Genomic DNA, 20,888 nt, shown 5'->3' on the forward strand with positions numbered 1-20,888 from the left:
GCCGGGGGGCTTCTCGGGGGCCGATCCGACGTCGAACTGCTGAACGCGCACGTCCAGGGTGACCCCGACGCGTTCGCAGCGCTCGTTCATCGGCACCACGAGCATCTGTGGATGACTGCGCGACGCACCAGCTACACCAACGAGGATGCCGCCGACGCGCTTCAGGAGGCGCTGCTGTCGGCGCACCGCACGGCCGGATCGTTCCGAGCGGACGCCGCAGTGCGGAGCTGGATGCACAAGATCGTCGTCAATGCGTGTCTGGACCGGATTCGACGGAACCGGTCGCGACCGACGACACCGCTCGCCGACACCGATGTGCAGGAACCGCCCGATGCGCGCGACCGGATGTCCGACGTCGAGACTTCGATCGAGGTTCGCAGCGCCCTCATGTCTCTCCCGCCGGAGCAGCGTGCCGCAGTCGTGGCCGTCGACATGGAGGGTTACTCGGTCGCGGACGCCGCCGCGATGCTCGGTGTTCCCACCGGAACCGTCAAGAGTCGCTGCGCGAGAGCGCGTCAGAAGCTGGCGGTGCAGCTGCGGTACTTGCAGGACGACGGGAACCGTTAGTCGGCCCACCGCGTCTTACCCTGTGTAGGTACGTCTGCGCCGGGAGAGGAGACCGCAGTGACATCACGCGGTACCGAGCCACTACCCATGGCGCCCTACTCGGTCGAACTGCTCGCCGATCTCCATGCCGGCGTTCTGCCGGAGTCGGTCAGCACCAAGCTTTGGCCGCTCGTGGAAGCCGACGCCGATGCCCGGCGGATCTTGGCGTCGCTCGACGCGGTGTCGGCCCGGCTCCGCGCAGTCGGTGCCGATCTGGACGGTGGTGAGTCGATGCCCCCGGACGTGGCCGAACGCATCGACCGCACGCTCGCCGGTGCCGGGAACGCGGGGTCGACAGGACCCGCGCGCGGACTTCCCCGTTCGGTCCGTCCGCTGCTGATCGCTGCGGCTGCGTCGATCGTGATCGCCGTCGCCACAACACTTTTCGTTCGTTCTGCGTCCACCTCGGAGCCCGACGTGGTCGCCGGACCGGGCGAGGAATCGGTCCTGACGCTACAGTCGTCCCTCATCGACGACTCCGTGGTGCAGTCGGTGATGGCCAACCGCGATCCGGTACAGCTCGTCGAAGCCGGACTTCTCCCGGATTGCTTGCAGGCCAACGGAATCGATCGCAACAGCGTCGTTCTGGGTGCCGCCGCCGTCGACATCGACGGAAGTGAGGGCACCATGCTCGTCCTTTCCCGCGGCCCCGACGCCGGTCTGACCGTCCTCGCAGTGGGTGCCGGTTGTGGTGTCGACGACCCGCAGCCCCTGTTCCGTCGCGACCTGAGCTGAACGTCCCGCGATCCGCGCCTCGACCCGGCTGGGAACAACACCCTCTACCCTGGTGTTGTCATATCCGTCGGCGGCACGGCCCACCGGCTCAGCACTGAACGACTATCGGAAGGCCCGCATGACTACGCCCAAGGTTCACGATCTCATCATCGTCGGCTCGGGACCGGCCGGGTACACCGCTGGTGTGTACGCCGCCAGGGCCGAGTTGGAGCCGATCCTGTTCGAGGGCACACAGTTCGGCGGAGCTTTGATGACCACCACCGAGGTCGAGAACTTCCCCGGATTCCGCGACGGCATCATGGGCCCTGATCTGATGGAGCAGATGCGCGAGCAGGCCAAGAGGTTCGGCGCGGACATCCGCACCGAGGACGTCGAGGAATTGGACGTCACCGGCGAGATCAAGACCATTTCCGCAGGTGGTGAGACCTACCGAGCGCGCGCCGTCATCCTTGCGATGGGTGCAGCGGCTCGCTACCTCAGCATCCCCGGCGAGGAGAAGCTTCTCGGACGAGGCGTCAGTGCGTGTGCGACGTGTGACGGCTTCTTCTTCCGTGACCAGGACATCGCGGTCATCGGCGGCGGAGACTCGGCAATGGAGGAAGCAACGTTCCTGACGCGTTTCGCGCGCAGTGTCACCATCGTGCACCGCCGCAGCGAATTCCGAGCATCCCGCATCATGCTCGAGCGTGCGAAGAAGAACGAGAAGATTCGTTTCGTCACCGACACCAACGTCCTGGAGGTTCTCGGAGACACGTCGGTGACCGGTCTCACGCTCGAGAACGCGCTCACCGGCGAGAAGTCGACGCTCGACGTCACGGGCATGTTCGTCGCGATCGGTCACGACCCGCGCAGCGAACTGGTCAAGGGCCAGGTCGAACTGGACGACGCCGGCTACGTCAAGGTTGCGTCGCCGACCTCCGCCACGTCCGTCGAGGGCGTCTTCGCGGCAGGCGACCTGGTGGATCACGTCTACCAGCAGGCCATCACGGCCGCAGGCACCGGCTGCACCGCCTCGATCGACGCCGAGCGGTGGCTCGCCGAGCAGGGTGACATCACCAGCAACACGCTCGAGCACGCCGACCAGCCTGTCGACGCCGTCAACGCCTGACCCAACGAAAACCCACGCTCGACCAACCGAGGAGACACCCGAGATGTCCGATGACAAGAAGACCGTCACCATCACCGACGCATCGTTCGTCGATGACGTCCTGACCAGCGAGAAGCCCGTCCTCGTGGATTTCTGGGCTACCTGGTGCGGTCCCTGCAAGATGGTTGCACCGGTTCTCGAAGAGATTGCTGCCGAGCACTCCGACAAGCTCACGATCGCGAAACTGGACATCGACGCCAACCCGCAGGCCGCTCGCGACTTCAAGGTCATGTCGATTCCCACGATGATCCTGTTCCAGGGCGGAAAGCCCGTGAAGCAGATCGTGGGCGCGAAGGGCAAGGCCGCCCTGCTCAAGGACCTCGACGCGGTGTTGTGATCCGTCGCCGGACGGCCTGGATTGCAGTTCGGCGAACACTTTCTGCGACAATCATTCGATGTGCCGACGCGTTCGTCGGCACATCGGCTACTGAATGAGGCATCGTGCCCTCCGGACGTCCCTCGAGATGTCGTCCGGAGGCGGATACTGTCTCCACGGCAGTCGACCTAATTTCGACGAGAGGTAATCAGGTATGCACCGACTCAGTCGCGGCGATTCAGGACCCGCCGTTGCGGAGGTACGGAGCACTCTCGTCTCCCTGGGATTTCTGCACGAGGACGCGGCGGCGCACTCGTCGGACCCGTTGCACTGGACCGCACCGGTGTCGGAGTTCGACGATGCGCTCGACAGCGCCGTCCGCGCGTTTCAGCAGCATCGCGGCCTCCTGGTCGACGGCGTCGTCGGACCGGCCACCTATCGCTTCCTGAAGGAGGCGTCGTACCGGCTCGGCGCCCGCACCCTCATCTATCAGCTGTCCGCCCCGCTGTACGGCGACGACGTCGCGACTCTGCAGACCCGGCTTCAAGACCTCGGTTTCTACAGCGAACGCGTCGACGGCTACTTCGGTCCCAAGACGCACGACGGCCTCTCGTCGTTCCAGCGTGAGATCGGCCTGTCGCCCGATGGCATCTGTGGCCCGGCGACCCTGCGGTCGCTCGACTTGCTGGGTGCTCGCGTCACCGGCGGATCACCACATGCGATCAGCGAAGAAGAACTGGTCCGGCAGTCCGGTCCGCAACTGACCGGCAAACGTATCGTCATCGATCCCGATCTGGGAGGCGCGGACACCGGACTGATCGTCGACGGCATGTTCGGTCGTATCAGCGAGGCCGAGATCCTGTGGGACGTCGCCAGTCGACTCGAAGGCCGCATGGCCGCAACGGGAATGGAAACCTTCCTCTCCCGTGCTCGCGGTACCAACCCCACAGTCGCCGAACGCGCCGAGACCTCGAACGCGTTCAACGCCGATCTGATGATCTCGCTGCGATGTGCATCGAGCTCCAGCCCTGCGGCCAACGGCGTCGCCAGCTTCCACTTCGGCAATTCGCACGGATCGACCTCGCTCATCGGGCAGGTGTTGACCGGTTACATCCAGCGTGAAATCGTTGCTCGCACACCACTTCTCGACTGCCGTAGCCACGGACGTACGTGGGATCTGTTGCGACTCACCAACATGCCGACGGTTCAGGTCGACATCGGATACCTCACCAACGCATCCGACGTCGAAGTACTCAGCGATCCTCGATCGCGTGACATCATCGCCGAAGCCATTCTCATCGCCGTGAAGCGTCTGTATCTGCTCGGGCAGGACGATCAGCCCACCGGCACATTCACTTTCGCCGAGTTGTTGGCCGAGGAGTTGGCTGCCGCCGAACGAGGCTGAGCACGATATAGATCGAGGGGCCGCAGGATTCACTCCTGCGGCCCCTCGGTCGTTCACGGGTTCCTATCCGACGCCGACCGGATCCTTGTGTTCGATATCGACCATCGTGAGGCTGGCCGCGAGCAGCAACCGCTCGAGGGCGCTCTCGACGTCCTGCTTCCACCCGTGATCGCGATCCAGCTCGAGCCGAAGCCGCGGATAACGATGATGAGGCGCGACGACGTCGAAGCCCATCTTCTCCAGGAAATCCGCGTCGATCATGCACACGGTGTCCGAACATGTCAGCTGCGATGTGGCCGTCGGTCCGGTGTTCGCGTCCTCAGCGGTCTTGCGTATTCCGAACGCCTCGAGTGCGCGTACGCCTCGATTGACGAGATCGGCAACCACGGCCTGTATCAGCGCGGTCGAGTGATCCTCACGATCGACCTCGGACTCGACCCGAAGCGTCGTCAGCAGAACCGCATCGGCGCTCACGGGTGAGGTCGGGAACGCCGAAGCGCGGGGGACCGCTCCGGGCGGGGCGTACAACGCGCAACCGATGCTCTCTCCTCCGGTCGACAGCATCTGGCCGCACGACCCCCACTCGAGCATGATCATCGACAGCCACGCTTCGTTCTCGAACTCGAGGTCGAGGTCGAGTGAGTCGGAACTGGGTGCGTCGACTCCTGGATCGAGCACCCAGAAGCGACACCGGCGAGTGTGCGCCGGTAGTTGATCGAACGAGTCGAGCGTGACCCCCGTGACGAACGACGACACTGCTTACCTCAGCCTCCAAGCACTGAATCCAGGCAATCGTGAGCGTCCGTTGCCGTTTACCCTCGTCAAGAATATGCGATCACTCCGACTGCGACCGCCTTGTATCGCGGAGGATCTGAAAGGTCTGTGCAACAACACTTTTCGATCCTCCTTGGTCGTTCGACGACCTCCGTGGTCCTACCTTCGTCACAGTGACGTAAGTAGCCGGTACGTCTGCACCTGAAAATTCGGAGCTATTTTCCCTTCTGATTTTCCATCATGTCGACGATGCGCTGGAGATCGTCGACCGAGCCGAATTCGACGACGATCTTGCCCTTTCGCTTACCGAGACTGACGGTGACGCGGGTATCGAACGAATCCGACAGCCGATCCGCCACATCCTGAAGCCCAGGCATCTGGATCGGCTTGCGCCGCGGCGCCGGGGATGGCGAACCATCGTCGTTTCGGTTGGCCAACGTGACCGCTTCTTCGGTCGCGCGCACCGACAGACCCTCGGCGACGATGCGTGCTGCCAACGCTTCCTGCGCGTCGGAACCAGCGTCCAACGACAGGAGAGCACGGGCGTGCCCGGCAGACAGAACTCCCGCGGCGACGCGACGCTGCACCGGAATCGGCAGCTTCAGCAGACGAATCATGTTGGTGACGACGGGCCGTGATCGACCGATCTTTGCTGCCAGCTCTTCGTGTGTAACCTCGAACTCTTCGAGAAGCTGTTGGTACGCAGCCGCCTCCTCGAGGGGGTTCAGCTGGACGCGGTGAATGTTCTCGAGCAGTGCGTCTCGAAGCATCGCGTCGTCGGTGGTTTCTCTGACGATCGCGGGAATCGACTCGAGGCCGGCTTCCTGGCTCGCGCGCCACCGACGTTCACCCATGACGAGTTCGTACTTGTCGTCACCGAGGGCGCGCACGACGATTGGCTGCATCAACCCGAATTCACGGATCGAGTGCACCAGTTCTGCGAGTGCTTCTTCGTCGAAGACCGATCTCGGCTGCTTCGGGTTCGGACGAATCTGCGACGGTGCGATCTCGCGGTAGACGGCGCCGGCCGGCTCCAGATCCTCGTCCGTGTTCCGCACCGGGGGAGTGGGGGTCGGCGCAGACGCCGTCTTCTCTTTCTCGACCTTCGCGACAGCGGGCTTCTCGACGTCGGCGGCAGTTCGTTCCTTACCGATGATGACGTCTGCAGCCGCGTTGCCGAGGCGAGGTCCGGCCTCCGGACCTGTAGGGATCAGTGCCGCAAGCCCGCGACCCAGCCCACCTTTTCGTGCCTGACTCATATCTCTAGCGCTCCTGCGTTCCATCCGTTGCCGCGACCGCCGATCGGGCTGCCAACTCTCTGCCTGCGTCCAAGTAGCTCATTGCTCCACGGGAGCCCGGGTCGTAGTCGAGGACCGTCATACCGTATCCGGGTGCCTCGGATACCTTGACGCTTCGTGGAATGACAGCTCGCAGTACCGCGTCGCCGAAGTGCTTTCGCACTTCTTCGGCAACCTGATCGGCAAGCTTCGTGCGGCCGTCGTACATGGTGAGAATGACAGTCGACACGTGCAGCACCGGGTTGAGATGCGCCTGCACGAGCTCGATGTTGCGCAGAAGCTGACCGACGCCCTCGAGCGCGTAGTACTCACACTGGATGGGGATCAGCACCTCGGTCGCTGCCACCAATGCGTTGACGGTGAGCAAGCCGAGCGACGGCGGGCAGTCGATCAAGATGAAATCGGCGCCGACCTCTTCGAGATCGGCAAGCGCGGTCTTCAAGCGACCTTCACGCGCCACCATGGACACGAGTTCGATCTCGGCGCCGGCCAGGTCGATGGTCGCCGGAATGCAGTACAGACGATCGCTGTTCGGGCTCTTCTGAATCGCCTCGCGGGCAGTGACCTCACCGAGGAGAACTTCGTAGCTCGACGGCACACCCGAGTGATGCTCGACGCCCAGAGCAGTACTGGCGTTGCCCTGCGGGTCGAGATCGACCACGAGCACCGTCAGTCCCTGGACCGCGAGCGCAGCGGCGAGGTTGACCGCAGTCGTGGTCTTTCCGACGCCACCCTTCTGATTGGCGATGGTGAGCATGCGGCGCTGCGCGGGCTTGGGAAGCGTCACGCTGCCAGGGTGGAGCACCTGGCTCGCGCGATGCGCGGCCGCACCGATGGGAGTGTCGTCGGGGGAGATACTGCTGTAGGCGCCGAAGTCCGAACCTGCCGAGGACGGACGATCGACTCGCGGCGTCTTGCTGCCGTTCTCGGACTGTGTTTCACGTGAAACAGCTGGATCAGATCCACCCGACATATGTGCTCCTTAGTGCGGAACTGGATTGGTGCAGAACTAGTGACAACTCGGAAGACGTCATGAACGTTGAAAGCGTCGTGGAACCCGTTCAGCGCGAACGACGATGGTGGGTGTCGGTACGACGCCGACGCCGCACTGCACGACCTCTAGCTTGCCAGCACCCATACGGGCAAGGGAAGTCCGATCGCGTTCGATCTCTTCCTCAGCACTGCTGCCCTTCAACGCGAGCATTCGCCCGCCCTCGTGGATCAGCGGAAGGGACCACTTCGCGAGCTTCTCCAGCGGGGCGACGGCCCGAGACGTCACGACGTCGGCGCCGCCGGCTTCCTTCTTCACACCGGGTTGTTCCGCTCGTCCTCGGACGACCAGAACGTTGAGATCGTTCTCCTCGATGAACTCCGCCAGATATACGGTCCGACGGAGGAGGGGCTCGACGAGCGTGACGTGAAGATCGGGCCGAGCGATCGCGAGTGGGATTCCGGGCAAGCCAGCACCACTACCGACATCGACGACGCGCTCGCCCTCGTCGATCAGCTCGGCTACGACGGCGCAATTCAAGATGTGCCGCTCCCACAACCGGGGAACCTCACGGGGTCCGATGAGTCCACGCTCGACGCCATCGGTTGCCAGAGACTCGTGATACTTCTTCGCGAGATCGAAGCGAGGGCCGAATATGCGCTCTGCAGTTGCCATCACATGGTCGTCATTCAACGCCTCAGAGTCCACTGAATCATCCTCCCGCGTCGGGCCTCACTTCGCCAAACTATCCGACGCATCCGACACGTTTCTCTTCGTTCTCTCGATCACAATCCAGTATCGCCGGGTTCGGAGTCCGGGTTTCACGTGAAACGTCGGACACGGTTTCACGTGAAACTCAGTCGCCTGAGCCCACCATACGAGTGAACTCGCGGACGTCGGTTTCGGCCGCAACGCCCGTGGGGGCCTCGTCCGAGCAACACAGCCGCACACATCACGGATCGGGCGGCATCGACGATCGCACGCAGACCACCCGCCGTGCGTACACTCTCGGATCGGCGCCGGGGATTGTGAACTTGACGAGCGGACCACACGCGCCGAGAGTAGCCGTCGGTTGCGTAAATACGTGTGCGGGACAGGGGCTGAACCGAGCCCATTCCAGAGACGGTGGTTGCCCGATCCGTCGTTCACGAGATGCCCGGCGCCAAGCACTGCCCCTTGGCACGACGATGTCCACTGGGGGAGGGGAGACCCGAATGCTGTGCTGTAGTTCAACACGTCCGGTGACGCGCCCGCGGTCCTCATGTGTCGACGCAGGATGTGGCCTGGGTCAGGTCGGGTGCGCCGTCGCAAGCACTTGTCGCGAGCCGACGCTTCACGTGAAACCGCACGCTCACGCTCATATCGAACAGAGGACCGGGCGCTACTGATATAGCGGCTCGTGCCGAAGGTCGGTGACAGCAGCCGACTCGGACGAGCCGACAATCTACATAACGGCGGACATGCATTGCCACAACCAAGTTCGGCGGATAACGGCTCCACCCTCTTGGTCAGATCTGAACAATTGCCGATCAGCTAGATCGACGACTGACCAACGAAGCCGAGGGCTTTTCTCTAGAGCTGATCGCGTCGTGAGTGCTTCTTCATATGTTCGCTGATTCACGTGAAACAGTAGGCCGAAGCCATTCTTCATTCAGGGCTCGGCCCGACGGCCGGGCAGACGTCGACTCAGGTTCCACCGGGCTGCCCCAGCGCGGCCACCTGATCCGAATCGCCAACCCACCCCATTGGTCGACGTCGCATTTTCCGGCGTCGATCGAGCTGCGATCGATACACGGCCCGGACCCAGGTTCGCGATGCACTGCGAAATCTCCGGTGGAGGTAAATGGTTCGTGGCGGACCGATTGGTCGACCCAGGGCCCACGTCCACGGTGAAGCTTCGGGAATCGGAACCACGCGATATCTTCACGTGGGTGCTCCTTCTCGAGGCTTCCTCTCGCGATACGTTGCCCGGCGACCACAGCGATGGGGTGCCGTCGGGACCCGCCTGGGTTGTACGGCGGTGCGCTGCGCACCCACCCGATCCCGTCGCGGGAGAGCGGAGGATAAGGACGGCAGCATGCCGCGGTCCTTGTGCGCACTCGAAGCCATGATGCGGCTTCCGGACGACATGTGCGACCCGACAGAACCGCGTCGACCACCCCGCGGAATCTGCACCGCGATAGTCCCGCGCTTCTACCTGTCTTCCGGCAGACCGGTCGGTGCTCAGAGCAAAGCCTCTTCTGTTTCACGTGAAACGGATGCGGCTGCGCCATCGCTACGCGAACCGACCACCGCCCAGAACCGACCACCGCCGGGTGCGACAGTCGGATCGCTCCGCAGGCCACCTTGCGTCGGCCATCGATTCACGTGAAACAAATCGAACCTGGCACCGCGGCTACCGCCAACCACAGCACCCACACGACAGCTTGCGCCCGCCTGCATCCGCGCGGCACCGAACTCAGAAGCCACTCGGAGTTGACCAACCTTCGCCGCCACCCGCAGCGGCAGGGCAGGGGAGGACCGAGCCACGGTTGAGTGTTCACCCTCGTTCGGACACCGCCCCACCCGACCACAACGCATCCACGCCCAGTCAGCTCGAGGCGTTGTTCCGGCGAAGTCGTTCGCACACCTCGAGACAACACCGTCGGCGCCACTCGAAACTTTGAGCACACTCCAGTAGCTCGTTCATGGGCGAGGACTGACCATACAGACGCTTGGCTTCCGACACCATCTCTGTACACACACATCCGAGATCGGTGTGTGCGTCGACGCATCCGCCGGCGAAGTAAGGAAGACGTGCCACGAGACTGCCCGCACATGCAGCCCGCTCGATCGAGAGTGCCAACCACGAAGCGCTAACGAGCTACGCTGCGACACACCCGCTCTTACCGGACGCGGTTTCACGTGAAACCGAAAGACCTCAGCCCACGACGTTTGGCATCCACCTCCACGCGCTGAAATCGCGTCTCAACCCCGAATTCTCGCGACCCAGGGCCTAGGCGCGCATCGTCACTGTGACGTTTCGCCGCATCGCGCGTTTCACGTGAAACCAGGGCGTGATCGAACTACATGCATGCAATTCCACCACACGATTTGATCGACAGCGGAGCGGAATGCGGTTCGCATCGTGTGGGCGGCGATAGGCATCGCATCAGCGAGTGGCATCGAAACCCGGAAACGACGAAGGCCCCCAACCGGAGTTGGGGGCCTTCCAGGTGTCGGGGTGATCGTCAGGCTTTGACGACAACCACTCGCCGTGACGGTTCGACGCCAGTGCTCTCGCTCTCGACGCCGTCGATCTTGGCGACCGCGTCGTGCACGATCTTGCGCTCGAACGGTGTCATCGGGGCGAGTTCCTCGCGCTCGCCGCTCTCGAGCACGCGGCGCGCAGCCTCCACACCCAAGGTGCTCAGCTCGCTCCGACGCCCAGCGCGCCAGCCGGCGACGTCGAGCATCAGCTTGCTGCGCTCACCGGTCGACTGTTGAACCGCGAGACGCGTCAGCTCCTGGAGCGCGTCGAGCACCTCACCCTTCCGTCCGACGAGCTTGCTCAGATCGTTGCCGCCGTCGATGCTGACGATCGCTCGGTCGCCCTCGACATCCAGGTCGATGTCACCGTCGAAGTCGAGAACGTCGAGAAGCTGCTCGAGGTAGTCGCCGGCGATCTCGCCCTCTTCGACCAAGTAGTCCTCGGCATCCTCGTCGTCATCGATCGCGTCGTCGATCGTCTCGTCGACGGCGGCCTTCTTCACGGCCTCGTCTTCGACTGTCTTGTCGGCTTCGACTGCCACGACCTCACCAGCTCCGTCCCCAGCGTTCACTGCGTTGTCCGTACTCGTTGTTTCTTCGGCATCTGCAGGCATCTTCGTCCCTTGTCGTCGATCGAGCCGCTCAGCGCCGCTTGCGCTTGGGCCTGTTGCGGTTCGGCTGCGGGCGCTGTCCCTTGGGACGCGCTGCCCCGTTTCCACCTGCCGGGGGAGTGCTGTCCGACGGGTTCGCTTCGACGTCGGACGTTCCATCCTGCTCGGCTGCGTCCACGACTGGAGGAGGAGTCATCTTCGAGAGCTTGGGCCTGGCACCGGGCTTCGGCTTGGTGACCGGCTTGACGCCCGGCTTCGGCGCGTTCTCGGTGCGCTTCTCGAGGGCGAGCTTCTTCTTCTCTTCTTCCTCACGGTCGATCTTGCCGAACACGAGGTGCTGCTGGCCGTAGGTCCACAGGTTGTTCGACACCCAGTAGAGCAGGATGGCGATGGGCAGGAACGCACCGAATACGAGAACACCGAGCGGGAAGACATACAACGCAAGCTTGTTCATGATTGCGGACTGCGGATTGGCCGCTGCGGCCTCACTCTGGCGAGCGACGGATGCACGCGAGTTGAGGTGCGTGGCCACGGCCGCGATGACCATGAGCGGAACCGACACCGCGACGATCGTCCAGACCGACGGGACGCCGAGGCCGAGTTCGGGGTTGGCGAACGCCTCGAGCTGCGTCTTCGGCATCGTGATCCACGCCGAGATCGGTGCGCCGAACAGACGGGCGTCGAGGAACGAGTTCACGTCCTCCACGTTGAAGGCGTAGTTCGGCAGGGTGCGGTTGACCGCCGGATCCAGGCCTAGCTGACCTACGCCGGTACCCGTTCGGTTGAACGAACGAAGCACATGGAACAGGCCGATGAACACCGGAGCCTGGGCCAGGACCGGGAGGCAACCCATGATCGGGTTGAATCCGTGTTCCTTCTGCAGCTTCTGCATCTCGACGGCCATGCGCTGCTTGTCTTTGCCGTACTTCTTCTGCAGGGCTTTGATCTGCGGCTGCAGCTCCTGCATCTGACGCGTCGTACGAACCTGCTTGACGAAGGGCTTGTACAGAATCAGTCGCAGAGTGAACACCAGGAACATCACGGACAGCGCCCACGCGAATCCGTTGTCGGCACCCAGAACGGCACCGAATACCTTGTGCCACACCCAGAGAATCCAGGAGACCGGGTAATAAATGAAATCGAGCACGGCTCTATGTACTCCTCTGTTCGTCCACTCTCACGAGATCGTGGCTTTCTTCGGTCGAAGTCTGTTCGGTTGTCGCCGGCGAGGCGCGACGCCATGAGCCGCGTTCGGGAACCGGATCCCACCCTCCAGGGTGCCAGGGTGCACATTTCAGCAACCGGACAACGGACAACAGAGAGCCTTTGATCGCACCGTGGGTTCTCAACGCGTCGACTGCGTACTCACTGCACGTAGGTGAAAAACGGCAGGTGGGCAGCCTCAGCGGAGACACATAGGTGCGGTACAGCTCGATACAGAAGATCAGCGCCCGCGCGGGAAGCGAGCGGACGGCGCGAAGCAGCGTCATGAGCGCGCGTCTTTCGCCGGGTCGATGTACCCCAGCTTCTTCAAGCCCGAACGAACTTGGCGCTGTAGGTCACTCGAGGACAGATCGGCTGCGCCCGGAAGAGCTCGGATGACGACGTCGCTGGTGGCGGGCACCTCGAGCATCACCTCAGCGCAGATATGCCGAAGCCGGCGTGCAACTCGATGACGAGTTACCGCCGGCCCGACAGCTTTACTGACGATCAATCCGAACCTCGAAGCACCGGGGCTGACGACAGTGTTCTCGTCGTCACGCGCGAACGCGTGAACGACCAGGTCTTGTCTACCCATGCGGCGGCCTCGACGCATCACACGTGAGAAATCAGCGCTGCGATGCAATCTGTGCGGCTCAGGCAACACCCCGAGCTCCGTACGTTCGGACGAACAATGAATTAAGCGGTGAGTTCCTTGCGGCCCTTACCACGGCGTGCAGAGACGATTGCACGACCTGCACGCGTACGCATACGAAGACGAAAGCCATGAACACGCGCGCGGCGTCGGTTGTTCGGCTGGAACGTCCGCTTGCCCTTGGCCACGGTGAACACTCCTCGAAAATCATTGACGCCCGAAGGCGTCGGCAACGGTGGTAACGAGTTCGGTCGAACTCCAATTACATCCCCGAGCGAGAAATCCGAGTAACCACAGACTGTATGCAGCCAGCAAGCATCGGCCACCTCGCCTTGGGTGACTGTTCGAGAGTACTGATCGACTTGGCGGTGGTCAAACTCGTCGAATGTACGCCCTCGGGACTACATCCGTGTAATTCATCCACACCCATGGGGAGAACGGTGTGTGTATAAACGCATTCGGACGCGTGTCCTCCGTTACTCACAGGGCAAGCCCATAACTCGAGTCTGCCGGTTTCACCTAAAGCAGCAGGTCAAGGCCGGACAACCGCACTGATACGGCCGGCGAGCCCCTGTCCGGGTGACAACGATGTCGTTAATCCACACCTGTGGATAATTGTGTGGAAACACGGGCCAGGTGGCATATTCGTATCCGGCACGTGTGCACTGCTCGACTGTGAATCCCCCGAAGAACGTCGCTGAGAGGGGACGATAGCCGAATTCGGCGTGACGCGGGTGGGAAAAGATCATCGGATTCAGCCGGTTGACAGCACTGTTCGAATGGGAGGCACCGTGAACGACGATCCGGGTGCGCTGGCGCGCGTCTGGCCTGAGGTTGTCACGGAGTTGACGTCCGATCGGCACGGCGGCCCAGACCTGACCAAGGGACAGAAGGCCTGGCTGGCGTTGGTCGAACCGCTCACGCTCACGCAAGGCTTCGCGCTGCTCGCGGTCCCCTCGTCCTTCGCGCAAGAAGCCATCGAGAGGGATCTCCGCGAACCGATCCTGCACGCACTCGGCCGTCACCTCGGCCAGGGTGTCGAGGGCCTCGGCGTCCGTATCTCGGCTCCCGAGGAGGACAAGCACGAGACCGAACGTGCGTCGTACCCTGAAACTCCCAGTTCACCGACCTACCGTCGTCGGTTCCTGACCAGCACCGACGACGAACCGTCGGATTCCGAGACGGCGGACTACGAGGAAGTCGACGACGACGGTGACGCTCTGACGAGCGTGCAGAACTCGTGGCCGACCTACTTCACCAAGCCACCCGAGACGACAACTCCTCCCGCGGGCGCCGGCAGCTTGAACGCGAAGTACACGTTCGACACCTTCGTCATCGGCGCTTCCAACCGATTCGCGCACGCGGCCGCCGTCGCGATCGCCGAAGCGCCCGCCCGCGCCTACAACCCGTTGTTCGTCTGGGGCGCGTCGGGTCTGGGCAAGACTCACCTGCTCCATGCGGCCGGTCACTATGCTCAACGCCTCTTCCCTGGCATGCGCGTGAAGTACGTCTCGACCGAGGAGTTCACGAACGACTTCATCAACAGTCTTCGTGACGACCGCAAGGTCGCGTTCAAGCGCCGGTACCGCGAAACGGATGTCCTTCTGGTCGACGACATCCAGTTCATCGAGGGCAAGGAAGGTATCCAGGAAGAGTTCTTCCACACCTTCAACACACTGCACAACGCGAACAAGCAGATCGTCGTCTCGTCGGATCGTCCTCCGAAGCAGCTGGCCACCCTCGAGGAACGCCTGCGTACCCGGTTCGAATGGGGCCTGATCACCGACGTTCAGCCGCCGGAACTCGAGACCCGCATCGCAATCCTCAGCAAGAAGGCGAGGATGGACCGGCTCGACGTGCCGCACGACGTCCTCGAGCTGATCGCCAGCCGTATCGAGCGCAACATTCGTGAACTCGAGGGTGCGCTCATCCGTGTCACCGCGTTCGCGTCGCTCAACGGACAGGCTCTGGATCTGACGCTCGCCGAAGTGGTCCTCCGCGATCTGATGCCGGACTCCTCGAGCCTCGAGATCAACGCGGCGACGATCATGGCCGTCACCGCCGAGTACTTCGACACCACGATCGACGACCTGTGCGGGCCGGGTAAGGCCAGGGCACTGGCCATGGCCCGTCAGATCGCGATGTATCTGTGCCGCGAGCTCACCGATCTCTCGCTGCCCAAGATCGGCCAGACGTTCGGTAGGGATCACACCACCGTCATGTACGCCGACAAGAAGATTCGCAAGGAGATGACCGAGCGTCGCAAGGTCTACGACCAGGTACAGGAGCTGACGGCTCGCATCAAACAGCGTTCCAAGCGCTGACGTTCCTCGTCCCGACGCCGGGCGGACCCCTCGAGAGAGAGGATCCGCCCGGCGTTTCTCGTCTGCGGGCCCCCTCGAGAGACGTTCCCGAAAACTTTTTTCGGGGTGGCCTCCAATGATTCACACCTGTGGATAAGCATGTGGAGAAACGCGCTCTTCTGGGGATGGACTGTGGGAGGCTGTGAACCGTTCGTGATTCGTCCACAAGCTTCCCCATCGCAACCGCCGATTGGTCCCGAATTCATCCCCACGACACCACGCCGAGCGACCAGGGGCTCGAGGGGCGAGTGCACAGATTCCACAGGACCTATTAATACGAAGAATTTCTCTCGAAGGGATCTTCTTTGAAAACAGGTGTTGGGGACAGATCCCCTCACAGCCCCTCGTCGACGCGTCCGCACGCGCCAGGTTCGGCTTTCCAAGTTGGTCGCGAAGGGCATACGGTGTGCATCTGCCGGTTGTGTCAGACTCAGTGATGCACCGGTGCCCTCGAGTGCCCCGCACTCACCGAAGACCCTTCTTCGTGACGAACCGCCCCGACCGAGAGGAAATGCCGAGCGATGGAGCTTGGAAGTCTGAAGTTTCGCGTTGCTCGTGAAGATTTCTCCGATTCCGTTGCGTGGGTAGCTCGAAGCCTGCCGTCCCGGCCGCCCGTTCCTGTCCTCGGTGGAGTTCTTCTCGCTGCCGACGAGCAGGGCTTGACCGTGTCGGGCTTCGACTACGAGGTGTCCGCGCAGGTCCGGGTGTCCGCCGAGGTATCGACCGCAGGCAAGGCACTGGTCTCGGGCAAGCTCCTGGCGGACATCACGAAGTCGCTTCCGAACAAGCCCGTCGACGTCGGTGTCGACGGAACCAGGGTGCTCATCACGTGCGGTAGCGCGAAGTTCTCGCTGCCGACGATGCCTGTCGAGGACTACCCTCAGCTGCCGGAACTGCCGACGCAGACCGGATCCGTCGCCAACGATGTCTTCTCCGAAGCCATCTCCCAGGTCGCCGTCGCCGCCGGACGCGACGACACGCTGCCGATGCTGACCGGCATCCGCGTCGAGATCCACGGCACGACCGTGGTCCTCGCCGCGACCGACCGATTTCGTCTGGCCGTCCGCGAGCTCGAGTGGATGCCGGCGAACGGCGAGACCAAGACCGAAGTTCTGATTCCGGCCAAGACTCTGTCCGAATCCGCAAAGACGTTGGGCGGCAACGCGAATTCACCTGTCGAGCTCGCTCTGGGTTCGGGCTCGTCCGTCGGCGCCGACGGTCTTCTCGGCATCATCAGCGAGGGCCGTCGCACGACGACCAGGCTTCTCGACGCCGACTTCCCGAAGTTCCGTCAGCTCCTGCCCGCGGAACACACAGCTGTGGCCGTCGTCGAGGTCGCTCCCCTCGTCGAGGCGATCAAACGTGTCGCTCTCGTCGCCGAGCGCGGTGCACAGGTTCGACTCGAGTTCTCCGCCGAAGGTCTGCTGCTGTCGGCCGGTGGCGACGATGCAGGTCGCGCCGAGGAATCGCTGATGGCGGACTTCCAGGGTGAAGCGTTGACCATCGCGTTCAACCCGGGCTACCTGATCGACGGATTGTCGTCGCTCCACAGCGAGAAGGTCACCTTCGGTTTCACCACTCCCAGTCGTCCTGCAGTTCTGCGGCCGACCGCCGATGATGAACTGGTACCCGACGCGTCGGGCAAGTTCGCAGCACCGCAGAGCGCGTACACGTACCTGCTGATGCCGGTTCGACTTCCGGGCTGATCGGGTACGGACTACGTGCGCCCGCCTTCGCCCGAAGGTGAACGCGCGAATGACCGCACACTAGAGAAGGACGTCTCTCATGCAGCTGGGACTGGTCGGCCTCGGGAAAATGGGCTTCAACATGCGCGAGCGTCTTCGCGCACACGGCCACGAAGTGATCGGATACGACCCGCGACCCGAGGTCACCGATACGCCGTCGCTCGGCGATCTCGCTGCAGCGCTGACCGCGCCGCGCGTCGTCTGGGTGATGGTGCCCGCCGGCGACATCACGCGTGACACGATCACCTCGCTGCGTGACGTCCTCGAGGAGGGCGACCTGGTCATCGACGGCGGCAATTCCCGGTTCACCGACGACAGGATGAACGCCGACCTGCTCGCGGAGAAGGGCATCGGTTACATCGACGCCGGTGTGTCCGGCGGTGTGTGGGGTCTGAAGAACGGCTACGGCCTCATGGTCGGTGGCTCCGAGGCCGACGTCGAGCGCGCACTTCCGATCTTCGACGCGTTGCGCCCGGAAGGCGAGCGCGCCGACGGTTTCGTCCATGCCGGGCCCGTCGGTGCAGGCCACTACTCGAAGATGGTGCACAACGGCATCGAGTACGGGTTGATGCAGGCGTACGCCGAGGGCTACGAACTCCTCGAGGCGGAAGACCTGGTCCAGGACGTGCACGGCGTCCTTCGTGCGTGGAGTCAGGGCACCGTCGTGCGGTCCTGGCTGCTCGATCTGCTCGTTCAGGCACTCGCTCAGGACCCGGAATTCCGCGAGATCTCCGGTTACACAGAGGATTCCGGCGAAGGACGGTGGACCGTCGAGGAAGCGATCCGACACGCTGTCCCGGCTCCGGTGATTTCCGCGGCGCTGTTCGCGCGGTTCGCGTCGCGCCAGGAGGATTCGCCGGCGATGAAGGCAGTGTCCGCGCTGCGCAACCAGTTCGGCGGGCACGCCGTCAAACGAGCCACCACCGAAGAGACGTTGCGCGCTCCCGACCCCAAGAAATAAGCCTTGTTCGTTCGTTCTTTCTCCCTGCGTGATTTCCGATCGTGGGACGACGCCACCGTCGAACTCGAGCCGGGTTCGACGGTGTTCGTCGGGCCGAACGGGCACGGCAAGACGAACCTGCTCGAGTCGCTCGGATATCTGGCGACGCTGTCCTCGCATCGTGTCTCGTCGGACGCGCCGCTGATCAGAGCGGGTGCGGATCGTGCGTTCGCGAGCGCAACCGTCGTCAATCATGGTCGTGAGCTGACGATCGACGTCGAGATCCAGGACGGCAGGGCGAACAAGGCGCGCATGAACCGGTCACCGGTGCGTCGGCCGCGGGAGATTCTCGGTGTGCTGCACAGCGTGCTGTTCGCGCCCGAGGACTTGTCGCTCGTACGCGGCGACCCGGGTGACCGACGTCGCTACCTCGACGAACTGATGACCACGCGCCGACCCCGAATGGCCGGTGTCCGAAGCGATTACGACAAGGTACTGCGTCAACGATCGGCGTTGTTGAAGACGGCGGGCGGTGCGTTGCGGCGAGGATCCTCCTCGAGCGATGGTGCGAGTGCTCTTGCGACGCTGGATGTATGGGACGGCCACCTCGCGGCGCACGGTGCGCAGCTGCTGGCGTCGCGCATCGGTGTGGTGCACGAGCTGACTCCGTATGTCGCAGAAGCATATTCGTCGATCGCGCCGGAGTCTCGACCCGCTGCGATCCGGTACCGTAGCAGCCTCGCCGACGCGCTACCTCCCGAATTCTCCGATCCGACACGCACTCCCGAGGCGGACGACGCCGACGTGTTGGAAGCTGCCTTCCTGCATCAACTTTCGGTGATGCGTCAGCGCGAGATCGAGCGCGGAGTTTGCCTCGTCGGACCGCATCGTGACGACCTGGAGCTGACGTTGGGCGATCAGCCGGCGAAAGGCTTTGCGAGCCACGGCGAATCGTGGTCCTTCGCGTTGTCGCTCCGACTGGCGTCGTTCGGTCTGCTTCGCGCGGAGGGCACGGATCCGGTCCTGATGCTCGACGACGTGTTCGCCGAACTCGATCGTAAGCGTCGTAGTGCATTGGCGCGGGTTGCCGTCGATGCCGAACAGGTCTTGATCACCGCGGCGGTGGCCGAGGACGTACCCCCGGAGCTCGAGGCGCGCCGCTGGGGAGTTGCTGCGCACCAGGAGGACACTGGTCGGGTGTCGAGGATCAGCGCGATCGACGAGAGCGAAGGTGTGACGCCGTGAGCGACGACCAGGAAGCTGCACCGGAACCACAGCCCGAACTGCGCGGCGTCGACCTCGCGCGTCGTGCGCTCGAGGAGGCACGGGCGGCAGCGAAGGCGAGCGGCAAATCCGTCGGACAGGGTCGTTCGTCGCCGTCGGGTGGAATTCGCGCGCTCCGCGGTCGTCGCAAGCGAGGGTGGTCCGGTCCCGGTCCCGACGATCGGGATCCGCAGACGCTCGGGTCGCTGGCCGGCGCGATCGCGAAGAAGCGGGGATGGTCCGACAAGGTGGCGGAAGGAACCGTGTTGGGACGCTGGACGGCCGTCGTCGGAGACGACATCGCCTCGCACGCCACTCCGACGAAACTCGAGGACGGCGTGCTGAGCGTGTCTGCCGAGTCGACCGCGTGGGCGACTCAACTGCGATTGATGCAGTCGCAGATCCTGGCCAAGATCGCGGCGGCCGTCGGACACGGTGTGGTGACGTCCCTGAAGATCACCGGTCCGGTCACCAAGAGCTGGCGGAAGGGCGAACGCCACATCAAAGGGCGCGGTCCACGCGACACGTACGGATAGACCGTTCTTCTCCCTGGAAACCGTTGTCTGCTCGGTAACATGCACTTGTCAACTGTGATCTTGGTTGCTTTCGCGCGACTCTGTCGCGTAGCGTGCCGTTCGACCCCAGGAGAGATCGGTGCGGGGGCGCCACCGACGTTCGCAAAGACGAGGTGAGTGCATGTCATCGACCGAGCAAGCAGGACCGTCCGACAAAGTGGTTCTCCGGCCGCGGAACGTGGCGTTCGATTGGGGGTCCCTGCCACTTCACTACGTCGACGGCGATCCCCTCGCGACGCACTTGTTCAACGTGATGCATCTGCTCCTGCCCGAGGGCGAGGAATGGTTCGTCAGAACGTTCAAGGAAGCGTTGCCCCTGATCCACGACGAGCAGTTGCGCGACGACGTCATCGGATTCATCGGACAGGAAGCCGTTCACGCGCAAGCACATACGCAAGTTCTCGATCAACTGACCGCGTACGGCATCGACGTGACGCCGTACGTCGAGCAGATGCAGTTCCTGTTCGGACGCGCACTCGGCAACCGGACGCACCACGGTCAGAACAGCCTCGTCGAGCGCGTCGCCCTGATCGCTGCCGTAGAACATCTCACGGCTTTTCTCGGCGACTGGGTCCTCAACGCCGACGCCCTCGACGACGTCGAGTTCGATCCGACGATGCTCGATCTGCTGCGTTGGCACGGTGCCGAGGAGGTCGAACATCGTTGTGTCGCATACGAAGTGATGCGGTACTTCGACGTCCGACCGGCCAGGCGGATCCGTACCTATCTGGTGATCGCGCCCGCACTGATGTGGTTCTGGGCGCGCGGCGTGCGCTACCTGATGAGCCAGGATCCGTCGTTGCAGAATGTGCCGGTGAAGAAGCGTCGGCCGTCGTTCCGTCGGTACCGGCGGGTCACGGCCAAGGGGTTGTTTCCCGGGCCCATGCTGGTCTTGCGCGCATCGCTGCGGTACTTCCGGTCGGACTACCACCCCTCACAGGAGGGATCGACCGAACAGGCGGAGCGCTATCTGGCGTCGTCGCCCGCGGCACGAGCGGCTGCAGGATAGGCGCGA

General features: G+C 63.4%; 20 protein-coding genes. 11 read left to right on the top strand and 9 right to left on the bottom strand.

Annotated features, from left to right (window positions below; genetic code table 11):
* The 5 genes from sigM to RhoFasB10_RS11255 form a co-directional block, all read left to right on the top strand.
* On the top strand, positions 1 to 567 hold a 567-nt coding region (gene sigM, locus RhoFasB10_RS11235; RefSeq protein ID WP_277345864.1), incomplete at its 5' end, for an RNA polymerase sigma factor SigM.
* A 57-nt stretch (positions 568 to 624) separates the two neighbouring features.
* Positions 625 to 1,341, top strand: coding sequence for a hypothetical protein (locus RhoFasB10_RS11240; protein WP_167676445.1), 717 nt, complete (start codon positions 625 to 627; stop codon positions 1,339 to 1,341).
* A 118-nt stretch (positions 1,342 to 1,459) separates the two neighbouring features.
* Complete coding sequence (trxB, locus tag RhoFasB10_RS11245) at positions 1,460 to 2,449, top strand: thioredoxin-disulfide reductase (RefSeq protein ID WP_068430045.1); 990 nt, start codon at positions 1,460 to 1,462, stop codon at positions 2,447 to 2,449.
* Between the two features lie 43 nt (positions 2,450 to 2,492).
* Entirely contained in the window at positions 2,493 to 2,825 is a 333-nt protein-coding gene (gene trxA, locus RhoFasB10_RS11250; protein WP_068429619.1) for a thioredoxin, read from the top strand.
* 193 nt (positions 2,826 to 3,018) lie between these two features.
* On the top strand, positions 3,019 to 4,209 hold the full coding sequence (locus tag RhoFasB10_RS11255) for an N-acetylmuramoyl-L-alanine amidase (protein ID WP_114330061.1): 1,191 nt from the start codon (positions 3,019 to 3,021) through the stop codon (positions 4,207 to 4,209).
* A 63-nt stretch (positions 4,210 to 4,272) separates the two neighbouring features.
* Here the strand turns inward: RhoFasB10_RS11255 and RhoFasB10_RS11260 are convergent, their stop codons facing one another.
* The 9 genes from RhoFasB10_RS11260 to rpmH all read right to left on the bottom strand — a co-directional run bounded on the left by RhoFasB10_RS11260 (position 4,273) and on the right by rpmH (position 13,175).
* Complete coding sequence (locus RhoFasB10_RS11260) at positions 4,273 to 4,965, bottom strand: GNAT family N-acetyltransferase (RefSeq protein WP_167676447.1); 693 nt, start codon at positions 4,963 to 4,965, stop codon at positions 4,273 to 4,275.
* A 233-nt stretch (positions 4,966 to 5,198) separates the two neighbouring features.
* Entirely contained in the window at positions 5,199 to 6,242 is a 1,044-nt protein-coding gene (locus RhoFasB10_RS11265; RefSeq protein WP_068429628.1) for a ParB/RepB/Spo0J family partition protein, read from the bottom strand.
* Between the two features lie 4 nt (positions 6,243 to 6,246).
* Positions 6,247 to 7,254 (bottom strand): ParA family protein, encoded by a 1,008-nt coding sequence (locus tag RhoFasB10_RS11270; RefSeq protein WP_167676449.1) that lies wholly within the window; start codon positions 7,252 to 7,254, stop codon positions 6,247 to 6,249.
* 57 nt (positions 7,255 to 7,311) lie between these two features.
* The gene (rsmG, locus tag RhoFasB10_RS11275) at positions 7,312 to 7,947 is read right to left on the bottom strand and encodes a 16S rRNA (guanine(527)-N(7))-methyltransferase RsmG (protein WP_068430053.1); all 636 of its coding nucleotides are present in this window, start codon (positions 7,945 to 7,947) and stop codon (positions 7,312 to 7,314) included.
* 2,555 nt (positions 7,948 to 10,502) lie between these two features.
* Positions 10,503 to 11,063, bottom strand: coding sequence for a R3H domain-containing nucleic acid-binding protein (locus RhoFasB10_RS11280; protein WP_068430056.1), 561 nt, complete (start codon positions 11,061 to 11,063; stop codon positions 10,503 to 10,505).
* Positions 11,064 to 11,163: 100 nt separating this feature from the next.
* Positions 11,164 to 12,279, bottom strand: a complete 1,116-nt coding sequence (yidC, locus tag RhoFasB10_RS11285; protein WP_068429633.1) for a membrane protein insertase YidC — start codon at positions 12,277 to 12,279, stop codon at positions 11,164 to 11,166.
* A gap of 4 nt (positions 12,280 to 12,283) precedes the next feature.
* Positions 12,284 to 12,622, bottom strand: a complete 339-nt coding sequence (gene yidD, locus RhoFasB10_RS11290) for a membrane protein insertion efficiency factor YidD (protein ID WP_084423906.1) — start codon at positions 12,620 to 12,622, stop codon at positions 12,284 to 12,286.
* Positions 12,619 to 12,999 (bottom strand): ribonuclease P protein component, encoded by a 381-nt coding sequence (rnpA, locus tag RhoFasB10_RS11295; RefSeq protein WP_084423907.1) that lies wholly within the window; start codon positions 12,997 to 12,999, stop codon positions 12,619 to 12,621. Before rnpA ends, yidD begins: the two co-directional genes overlap by 4 nt.
* A 32-nt stretch (positions 13,000 to 13,031) precedes the next feature.
* Positions 13,032 to 13,175: a 50S ribosomal protein L34 gene (rpmH, locus tag RhoFasB10_RS11300; RefSeq protein WP_026347786.1), complete on the bottom strand. Its 144-nt coding sequence runs from the start codon at positions 13,173 to 13,175 to the stop codon at positions 13,032 to 13,034.
* A gap of 603 nt (positions 13,176 to 13,778) precedes the next feature.
* Between rpmH and dnaA the strand changes: the two genes are divergently transcribed.
* The 6 genes from dnaA (at position 13,779) to RhoFasB10_RS11330 (ending at position 20,882) form a co-directional block, all read left to right on the top strand.
* Positions 13,779 to 15,311, top strand: coding sequence for a chromosomal replication initiator protein DnaA (dnaA, locus tag RhoFasB10_RS11305; RefSeq protein ID WP_068430060.1), 1,533 nt, complete (start codon positions 13,779 to 13,781; stop codon positions 15,309 to 15,311).
* Between the two features lie 560 nt (positions 15,312 to 15,871).
* Complete coding sequence (gene dnaN / locus RhoFasB10_RS11310; protein ID WP_068429638.1) at positions 15,872 to 17,056, top strand: DNA polymerase III subunit beta; 1,185 nt, start codon at positions 15,872 to 15,874, stop codon at positions 17,054 to 17,056.
* A 79-nt stretch (positions 17,057 to 17,135) separates the two neighbouring features.
* Positions 17,136 to 18,056 (top strand): phosphogluconate dehydrogenase (NAD(+)-dependent, decarboxylating), encoded by a 921-nt coding sequence (gene gnd, locus RhoFasB10_RS11315; protein ID WP_114330066.1) that lies wholly within the window; start codon positions 17,136 to 17,138, stop codon positions 18,054 to 18,056.
* A gap of 3 nt (positions 18,057 to 18,059) precedes the next feature.
* Complete coding sequence (recF, locus tag RhoFasB10_RS11320; RefSeq protein WP_167676454.1) at positions 18,060 to 19,280, top strand: DNA replication/repair protein RecF; 1,221 nt, start codon at positions 18,060 to 18,062, stop codon at positions 19,278 to 19,280.
* Positions 19,277 to 19,834 (top strand): DUF721 family protein, encoded by a 558-nt coding sequence (locus tag RhoFasB10_RS11325; protein ID WP_167676456.1) that lies wholly within the window; start codon positions 19,277 to 19,279, stop codon positions 19,832 to 19,834. Before recF ends, RhoFasB10_RS11325 begins: the two co-directional genes overlap by 4 nt.
* Before the next feature lie 160 nt (positions 19,835 to 19,994).
* A complete protein-coding gene (locus RhoFasB10_RS11330; protein WP_167676458.1) occupies positions 19,995 to 20,882 on the top strand; it encodes a metal-dependent hydrolase in 888 nt (295 codons plus the stop codon).
* Positions 20,883 to 20,888: the final 6 nt, after the last annotated feature.

Source organism: Rhodococcus sp. B10, from assembly GCF_011770055.1.
In the GTDB taxonomy this organism is placed as follows: domain Bacteria; phylum Actinomycetota; class Actinomycetes; order Mycobacteriales; family Mycobacteriaceae; genus Rhodococcoides; species Rhodococcoides kyotonensis_B.

Coding starts and splice junctions, on each gene's coding strand:
- RhoFasB10_RS11330 (WP_167676458.1), top strand. CDS start 19,995: ATGTCATCGACCGAGCAAGCAGGACCGTCCGACAAAGTGGTTCTCCGG.
- gnd (WP_114330066.1), top strand. CDS start 17,136: ATGCAGCTGGGACTGGTCGGCCTCGGGAAAATGGGCTTCAACATGCGC.
- RhoFasB10_RS11265 (WP_068429628.1), bottom strand. CDS start 6,242: ATGAGTCAGGCACGAAAAGGTGGGCTGGGTCGCGGGCTTGCGGCACTG.
- yidD (WP_084423906.1), bottom strand. CDS start 12,622: ATGACGCTGCTTCGCGCCGTCCGCTCGCTTCCCGCGCGGGCGCTGATC.
- trxA (WP_068429619.1), top strand. CDS start 2,493: ATGTCCGATGACAAGAAGACCGTCACCATCACCGACGCATCGTTCGTC.
- RhoFasB10_RS11255 (WP_114330061.1), top strand. CDS start 3,019: ATGCACCGACTCAGTCGCGGCGATTCAGGACCCGCCGTTGCGGAGGTA.
- dnaN (WP_068429638.1), top strand. CDS start 15,872: ATGGAGCTTGGAAGTCTGAAGTTTCGCGTTGCTCGTGAAGATTTCTCC.
- rsmG (WP_068430053.1), bottom strand. CDS start 7,947: ATGGCAACTGCAGAGCGCATATTCGGCCCTCGCTTCGATCTCGCGAAG.
- RhoFasB10_RS11270 (WP_167676449.1), bottom strand. CDS start 7,254: ATGTCGGGTGGATCTGATCCAGCTGTTTCACGTGAAACACAGTCCGAG.
- trxB (WP_068430045.1), top strand. CDS start 1,460: ATGACTACGCCCAAGGTTCACGATCTCATCATCGTCGGCTCGGGACCG.